Raw genomic sequence first — 7,980 nt, 5'->3', positions numbered from 1 at the left:
AGAATCTCCTTAAGAATCATTTATCATAAAATGTCAACTATAAAATTCACAACAAAAACAGCTACCCTATTTTTTTCAATAGGAACTTTACTTTTACTAATTCAAATAGTTGTTAGAGGAATTTCAACAATAACTATTGTTGGACTTTATTATGTTATTTTTTCTGTTTTAATAAACCTCTTTTTAGTGCTGTTATTAATTTTAAAATTAATATTTAAAAGCAACAAAATATCAACGTTAAAATCAATTGGAATTTTAACTATTAACATACCGATAGCCTACTTATATTTTTATATAGTAAACACTTTTTTAATTTAAAAAATGCTAAAATTCAACTACAAAAATTTCATTATATTTTTAATACTTTTAAGTATTGAAATAATAATTGCACTTTATATTACACAACATTTTGTTAGACATACTTTAGGAGATTTTCTATGTGTAATTATGCTGTATTATTTAATTAAAAGTTTTGTAAAAATAAAATCCACTTATATAGCGTTAATAGTGCTATTAGTAGCGTATACAATTGAAATGCTACAACTTACACCTATTTTAGATTATTTAAAAATTGAAGATCCTAGTTTTGTAAGAATTATATTTGGCACTACTTTTTCGGTATCAGATTTAATTGCTTATACATTTGGAGTTGTAACTGTATTAATTATTGAAAATCTTAAACCCTTAACTTTCTAACCAAATCTTCCAATCCATTAAGTTGAATTTCATATACCAAACGTAATTGGTCTCCAAGTTTCCCTTTAGGAAAGCCTTTATTATTATACCAAACAATATAATGTTCGGGTAAATCTATTAGGTAATAATTCTTAAATTTTCCATATGGCATTTTGGTATTCGCCAACTTCTCCAGTTCGTGCTGTTGATTATTTTCCATCAACAAAATCTTGCAAATACCTAAATCTTTCTGTCAACTTTCCATTTTTGGTTAGTCTAGCGCGTTTTAAAACACCATCTGCATCATTATTAAAAAAAGCAGGAATTACATGTTTTGCAAAACTTTCTCCAAATCCTTCGGAAGCATCTTTGGGCAATTCACATGGCAAGTTATCAACTGCCATTACGGCAATTGCATCTTTATTTTTATAATTTGTTTCCTTTTCAGTTTTTGGATTGTACCCATAAATTGGATCTGCTATTGTAGAAGCTCTTAATGTTGACGCAACCGGACCGTCAATATCACAACTAATATCTGCTACAACTTTTATATTGAAATTTTTATTTTTAGCATCTTCACGTGTGAAAATAAATGGCGAACCACTTCCAAAGAAATGACAAGCAATATACATATCTGCAACTTTTGCAAAACGCATAAAATTGCTTTCATAAGCTGATGGATTGTCAAAAAAGTCTTGTTGATTTTTTGTTTGTCCGTCTTTTCTTTTATTATAATCTAATACATCAATTTGGACAAAAACAGGTTCAGAAAAATTTTCATTTAGAAACTCTTTTACCGAAACTTCACGCATCCGCATTCCTTTCAACATTTCTTTTGCACCATTACCTACTCTGCCTTTTCCTGTTAAAACCACTTTAATATTAGGTAATTTTAATTGTTGCAATTCGTGAATTAACATTAATTGATCGTGTAAATCTTCAGCTTTAGGCAATTGAAATACATCGTGTTTTAATCCGTAAGTTCTAAATCCATTATATGCGCCCACAATTCCAGCATATCTTCCAAAAGCAACTAAACGTTGTCCTTTTTCGTTTACTATTACTTCGTGATCGTACAATTCAATATTTTTTGCCAAAATGGCTTGCAATAAATTTCTGTTGTAAGGCTGCTTTTTTATGGTATGAGAAAAGAAAAAATACTTTTTATTAGGAATTAAATTATCTATTGGAACTTCTTTTACACCTAACAAAACATCACAATCTGAAACCGTATCAACCACTGTAATTCCCTGATTTACATAATCTTCATCTGTAAAAAAGCGATTGTCCGAACTTTCTACTTTAATAGAAAGTCTTGGGTATTTTTTCAACAATCGTTTACATTCTTTGGGTGTTAAAACTACGCGTCTATCTGGTGGGTTTTTACGTTCTTTTATAATTCCTATTTTCATTGTATAAACTGGTATAAATTTTGCTCTAATATATTACGAATTAAAAGATGAAGCAAGTTATACCAACTTAAACTATAAACTTGAAAGTAATTAGTTTTTAGTTTGATGAATTAAAAATTAAAATAACTACAATAGGTATCATTTTAATTGTTATAAATTATATCATATAAAATTTATACATTTGCCATCTTTAAAAGAACTTGTTCTTTGACTTATTGGGGACGACTGGTTTTGACTGCAAGGTCAATTAAACTATAAGCATGTCGAGTAATGAAATAGCACTCGTAAATCTCAATTTCAACACTTTAAACGGCGAAGATAACTACGCTTTAGCTGCTTAATCCGAATTACAGTAGGATCAGGCCTCGGCACACAAGGTGTGCAAGCTAAATGTCTCTTGAAAGCCTTGGTTAGCGGCGGTCAGCTAAGAGACATCGTAAAAGTTAACATAGATTTGCTATTGTTTCGCTAGCATTTTGAAACTAAAGAAACTAAGCCTAACGTAAATTGTTTTCGGTTAGCATTAGGACAAAAATTAAAAGAAAACTAAACATGTAGAAAGTACTTTGGTTGCTTGTTTGGACCCGGGTTCGATTCCCGGCGTCTCCACTATTCTAATTTTATTTAATTATAAACTGTTACACATTTTATAATATTACTTATTCGAACAACCTACAAATAGGTTGTTTAACTTCTTTTTACTTTATAGACATTCATTATGTTTAATATTTAAAAATTAAACACTAACGAAAATATATAATTTCATATTAAATCTTTTATTATCTTCATTTGACTAAATAAAACCCTATTAAATCAATAAAAAGATTAGAGATTTATCTCTAAAATTTATTCAAATTAATTAGTTTAAGTATATTCACATTTTCCAATATTTTTCGGAATAGATTATTTATAACAATTAACCCAATGGACAACTACGGATTTCTATCAATTTTACCTCCACTAATTGCAATTGTATTTGCATTAAGAACTAAACAAGTTTATGTCTCCTTACTTTTTGGAATATGGTCTTCATGGATTATTATGAGCGATTGGGATGTTATTAAAGGTACTATCGCATCAGTTGAAGGAATGGTAAATGTTTTTAAATCAGAAGGAAATACCCGAACAATTATGTTTAGTGCGCTTGTTGGTGCTCTTTTATTATTTATTCAATATTCTAGAGGGGTTGAAGGTTTTGTCAATAAAATTAACCTCCTAATTAATTATTTTGAAAAAAAACAAAGTGGGTATAGCAGAATTGTTGTTCAAATTTTGGCTTTACTAACAGGAATAATTCTTTTTGTTGAAACCAGTATAAGTTCATTAACAGTTGGTACGCTTTACAGACCTATTTTTGATAAATTAAAAATTTCCAGAGAAAAATTAGCCTATATCGCCGATTCAAGTTCCGCACCATCTTCTATTATAATTCCTTTTAACGCATGGGGAGCTTTTATTATGGGATTGTTAATTACCCAAGGTATAGATGATCCTTTTGCTGTTCTTTTCTCTTCAATTAAATACAATTTTTATCCTTTTATTGCTATTGCAATTGTGTTTATTATAATCGTTTCAAAAAAAGACTTTGGTCCTATGGCTAAAGCTGAAAAAAGAATAATAGAGACTGGGAAATTTTTAAATGACAATGCCAAACCTATGATTTCTGAAACAATAACTTCTTACAAACCCAAAGAAGGAATTAAAGCAAAGGCATATAATATGGTTATACCGCTCTTTACTATGGTAATAATGATGCCCATAAACCTTGCTTATACAGGTTGGAACAAAGTTGAAGAATCCGCTTCATTTTCCAATCATTTATCTCAGGCTATTGGAGAAGGTTCTGGATCTTCTTCTGTTTTATACGCGGTAATTACAGCAATATTTGTTGCAATCATTTTGTATAAATCGCAAGGCATTATGAAAATGGAAGAAATGGTAGATTTAATTTTAAAAGGGATTAGCGAATTAATGCCTCTTGCATTATTAATGCTTTTTGCTTTTGCTATAAGCGATGCTTGCAATCAACTTGGAACAGGACAATTTATTGCTAATTGGTCTAAAGAATGGTTGTCTCCAGAATTTTTACCCGCAATTGTTTTTATTATTAGTGCTTTTATTGCATTCTCGACCGGAACGTCTTGGGGAACTTTTGCAATTATGATTGCTATTGCAATTCCAATGGCAAATATTCACGAGGCTAATATTGGACTTGTTATCGCTGCAACTTTAGGAGGTGGTGTTTTTGGAGACCATTGTTCTCCTATTTCCGACACCACAATTATTTCATCAATGGCTTCTGCAACAGATCATATAGACCACGTAAAAACACAATTACCGTACGCTTTAATTGGTGGAGTTATTACAGTTGCTATGTACATAATAATGGGTTTTATGCTTTAGTTTAAAAATAATAGAAATATATTTATAATTAAAACTGTATCTATGTCAAAACTAAAATTTCTTTGTTTAGGTTTTATATTTATTTTTATTGGATGTAAATCTGCTCTTGTTTCAAAAAAAATATCCAAACAACTTAAAAGTGATTTTTTTGACAATCAATTTACAGGTTTATTAGTTTATAATCCTGCATCAAATAAAACTATATACAATTTTAATGCGGATAAGTACTTTACACCAGCTAGTAATACTAAAGTTTTCACTTTATATGCTGGATTGCAGTATTTATCAGAAAAGATACCTGCTTTTAAATATACTATTGAAAAAGACACTTTAACAGTTTTAGGCACAGGCGACCCCACATTTTTACATTCATATTTTCAAGATAGTACAGCGCTAAAAATATTTAAAAATTATAAAAAAATAAATTTAATACTTGACAATTTAGAAGATAAAAAGTTTGGTCCTGGATGGGCTTGGGAAGATTATGACACCTATTTTAGTCCCGAAAAAAGTAGTTTTCCCATGTATGGAAATGTACTAACAATTACTTTTGAAAATGAATTAGAAACAAGTCCGAAAATATTAATAGACAATGTCGAATTTAGATCTTCAAATTTCAACAGAAACTATTCTTCAAATCAATTTTATTACCAACCTAAAAACAATAAACCAAAGGAAATTCCAATGGTTATTGATTCTTTATTAATTTCCAAATTATGGAATCACCTTTTACCAAATAAAGTACACATTACCAATTATTCTTCAAAAATAATGGAGCATACAGCTTATAGTGTTGAAACAGATTCACTATACAAACGAATGATGCACGAAAGCGATAATTTTTTAGCGGAACAGATACTAATTTTAGCTTCTTCAACCTTATCAGACACCTTGAGTTCAAACACCATAAGAAAAGAAATTCTTAAAAACCAGTTGAGCGATTTAAAACAACAACCTCGCTGGGTAGATGGCTCAGGATTAAGTAGATATAATTTATTTACACCAACTTCATTTGTACAAGTTTTAACAAAATTATATACTGAAATTCCCAGAGAACGTTTGTTCAATTTTTTCCCAGTTGGAGGTAAATCAGGAACTTTAGAAAACTGGTATGCTGGCAATCCAACTCCCTATATTTACGCAAAATCTGGTACGCTTAGCAACAATTATTGCTTAAGTGGGTTTCTAATCACAAAATCTAATAAAGTACTTATTTTTAGCTTTATGAATAACCATTATAGAATACCGACCAATCAAGTTAAAGAAAAAATGCAATCAATTTTAGAGTTGCTTAGAGACAAATATTAAGTTCTTTTTAAACTAAATCCATTTTTTAAGTTAAGCTTCCTATTAAATTTAAAACATTTTATAACAATGTAATTTAAAAACCTCTTTTATCAATAGATCAACTTGAATTATTTCATTAGAAATTTAGATGAAAAATAGTATATTTACAAGAACACCATTTTTTTACAATATGAAACAAGTAACCTATTTTATTTTATTCATTTTTGTGGTAAATATAAGCTGTAAATCCACGCAGCAAAAACATACAAATGTTAATAAAACCACCACATCAAAAACTTTAATAAAACCGCCGTATCTTAAAAAAGGAGATACTGTTGTAATTATATCTCCAGCAGGAATTTTATTTAACAAAAAAGCCGAAATTGAACAAGCAAAAAAACTACTAAAAAGCTGGGATTTAAATGTGATTTTAGGAAAAAATATTTTCAATCAAAATAATCAATTTGCAGGTACAGATATTGAGCGTGCTTCAGACTTTCAAAAGGCTTTAGATACTAAAAATATAAAAGCTATTTGGTGTTCTCGTGGTGGTTACGGATCTGTAAGAATTTTAGACAAATTAGATTTTAGTAAATTTATTGCACATCCAAAATGGATTATTGGATACTCGGACATTACAGTTTTCCACAATCAAATTCACAATTTAGGGATTGAATCTATTCACGGAATGATGGGAATTAGTTTAGACAAAAACCTAGAGTATCTAGAAGAAAATAGTAATTCATTAAAAAATGCAATTTTTGGCAACCAGCTGACTTACACTATAAAAAGTTCAAATTATAATAAATTAGGAGAAGCTACTGGACAACTTGTTGGAGGAAACTTAACACTTTTACACACCATGCTGGGGTCAAAAACTACTATTAACACCGATGGTAAAATTTTATTTATTGAAGAAATTGGAGAGTATGCTTATCATATAGACCGAATGTTACAAAGCTTAAAACGTGCTGGTTATTTTGAAAATTGTAAAGGTATTATTGTTGGAGACATAAGTAATGTTAAAAAAAACAGCACATCTTGGGGCAAGCCAATGGAACAACTTATTTTAGATATTGTTGAAGAATATAATTTTCCAGTTCTTTTTAATTTTCCTGCTGGACATAAAGAAAAAAACTTAGCACTAATTTTAGGAAGAACTGTTGACTTAAAAGTTAAAAAAGATAAATCCACTCTTTTATTTAAAAAATAAAATCAACCATTAATTTATACTACAATGCAAATAATTCTAACGCCTTACAATTTAAAATTACGTCACACTTTCACTATTTCAAGAGAATCTTATAACACACAACCAAACCTTATAGTTGAGTTAAAAGATGGTGATTTTTCTGGTTATGGAGAAGCTACTTCTAATCCATATTATAAAATTACAATTCCAAAAATGGTTGAAGATTTAACTGCTTTAAAGCCTTTAATTGAAGAAAGCTCAAATTTAACACCAGTCGCTTTTTGGGATAAAATGTACCCACATTTAAAAAATAATATGTTTGCTTTATGTGGTTTAGATTTGGCTTTTAACGACTTATATGCAAGAAAAAAAAGGAAAAAATTATATGAATTATGGAATTATGACATCAGTAATAATCCTTTAACAGATTATACTATTGGAATTGATTCCATTAAAAAAATGGTATCAAAAATGAAAGAAATTCCTTGGCCTATTTATAAAATAAAACTAGGCACAAAAGAAGATCTTAAAATAATTAAAGAATTACGAAAACATACAAATGCAATTTTTAGAGTAGATGCAAACTGTGGATGGTCGGTAGAAGAAACAATAAATAATTCATTTAAATTAAAAGAATTGGGTGTTGAATTCATTGAACAGCCTCTAAAAGCTGATGAATGGGAAGATCATAAAGAAGTTTATTCAAAATCTGTATTACCCATAATTGCAGATGAAAGTTGCCAAATTGAAGAAGATGTTTTAAAATGACATAACCATTTTCATGGTGTAAATGTTAAATTGGTAAAATGCGGTGGTTTAACTTCAGCAAAAAGAATGCTTATTCAGGCTAAAGAACTAAAAATGAAAACTATGGTTGGTTGTATGACAGAATCTTCTGTAGGGATTTCTGCAATAGCTCATTTATTACCATTATTAGATTATGTAGATATGGATGGCGCTATGCTATTAGCTGAAGACATTGCTACAGGTGTTACTATTAAAGATGGAATT

General features: G+C 29.2%; 6 protein-coding genes, 1 other RNA gene and 2 pseudogenes. 7 read left to right on the top strand and 2 right to left on the bottom strand.

Annotated features, from left to right (window positions below; all coding sequences use genetic code 11):
* Positions 1-318, top strand: a pseudogene (locus AB1Z17_RS13150) (hypothetical protein); the annotation flags it as partial.
* 3 nt (positions 319-321) lie between these two features.
* Entirely contained in the window at positions 322-696 is a 375-nt protein-coding gene (locus AB1Z17_RS13145) for a DUF2809 domain-containing protein (protein ID WP_368052231.1), read from the top strand.
* On the opposite strand, the gene AB1Z17_RS13140 is transcribed toward AB1Z17_RS13145, so the two are convergent.
* Entirely contained in the window at positions 677-895 is a 219-nt protein-coding gene (locus tag AB1Z17_RS13140) for a DUF3820 family protein (protein WP_368052230.1), read from the bottom strand. The two genes, AB1Z17_RS13145 and AB1Z17_RS13140, sit on opposite strands and share 20 nt — an antisense overlap.
* Entirely contained in the window at positions 885-2,087 is a 1,203-nt protein-coding gene (locus tag AB1Z17_RS13135; protein ID WP_368052229.1) for an NAD(P)-dependent oxidoreductase, read from the bottom strand. Before AB1Z17_RS13135 ends, AB1Z17_RS13140 begins: the two co-directional genes overlap by 11 nt.
* Before the next feature lie 217 nt (positions 2,088-2,304).
* Here AB1Z17_RS13135 and ssrA point away from each other — a divergent pair.
* The 5 genes and pseudogenes from ssrA to AB1Z17_RS13110 form a co-directional block, all read left to right on the top strand.
* Positions 2,305-2,699: a transfer-messenger RNA gene (gene ssrA / locus AB1Z17_RS13130) on the top strand.
* A gap of 312 nt (positions 2,700-3,011) precedes the next feature.
* Complete coding sequence (locus tag AB1Z17_RS13125) at positions 3,012-4,490, top strand: Na+/H+ antiporter NhaC family protein (RefSeq protein ID WP_368052228.1); 1,479 nt, start codon at positions 3,012-3,014, stop codon at positions 4,488-4,490.
* A gap of 42 nt (positions 4,491-4,532) precedes the next feature.
* The gene (locus tag AB1Z17_RS13120) at positions 4,533-5,798 is read left to right on the top strand and encodes a D-alanyl-D-alanine carboxypeptidase/D-alanyl-D-alanine-endopeptidase (RefSeq protein WP_368052227.1); all 1,266 of its coding nucleotides are present in this window, start codon (positions 4,533-4,535) and stop codon (positions 5,796-5,798) included.
* 127 nt (positions 5,799-5,925) lie between these two features.
* Positions 5,926-6,990 carry an LD-carboxypeptidase gene (locus AB1Z17_RS13115; protein WP_368052226.1) on the top strand — a complete coding sequence of 355 codons (1,065 nt, stop codon included), beginning with the start codon at positions 5,926-5,928 and terminating at the stop codon, positions 6,988-6,990.
* Between the two features lie 24 nt (positions 6,991-7,014).
* Positions 7,015-7,980 (top strand): annotated as a pseudogene (locus AB1Z17_RS13110) (dipeptide epimerase); the annotation flags it as partial.

It is taken from the genome of Lutibacter sp. (assembly GCF_040883305.1).
Lineage (GTDB): Bacteria > Bacteroidota > Bacteroidia > Flavobacteriales > Flavobacteriaceae > Lutibacter.
Note: the sequence above shows the minus strand (reverse complement) of the source record. Positions and strands in the feature narration are given on the sequence as shown.